At 67.1% G+C, this 523-nt stretch carries 1 protein-coding gene; it reads right to left on the minus strand.

Going from position 1 to position 523, the window contains the following annotated elements:
• Positions 1-523, minus strand: a 523-nt coding sequence (locus tag SO139_RS46405; RefSeq protein ID WP_498542181.1) for a transposase, incomplete at both ends; no start/stop codon positions are given.

Here is a 523-nt window from a genome sequence, read left to right on the forward strand (position 1 = left end):
CCGGCGCGCCGGTCAGCCCGGCATAGCGCGCGACAGCTCTGCGATCACGCAGATTGCGCGACAGCGCCTCATGCACCAGCATGTCGGCGGTCTCGATGGCGATGCCGAGGACCCTTGCGATCAAACGAACCATCGCATGGGGACCCGTTGCTGCGGCCGGCGCAGCGGCGAGACGCTGCAAACGTTCGCGTTCGATGGCACGGATCTGGTCACGCACCAGGCTCAGCCGTTCCAGATCGCGGCATAGCTCCGCATGGGTATTGTCCGGCAGCGGCGTTCCCTCTGCGGTACGCAGCGTCTGGAGCTTCTGCGCCGCCTTCCGCAGCCTCGGATTGAACCCGCCGATGCCGACCAGGGCGAGGACGGCTTTGACGCGGTTGACGATCCGCGTCTGGTCGCTGACCAGGCTCTGCCGCTCACGGCCCGGTCGCCGTGTGTCTTCCTGCGCCATGGTCGGGATCGCGACCATGCTGCAATGGCGCTTCTCGCCACGCAGCCAGCCGAGCAATGAGCGCATCAGCAG

The sequence above is a fragment of the Bradyrhizobium sp. UFLA05-89 genome, assembly GCF_059803475.1.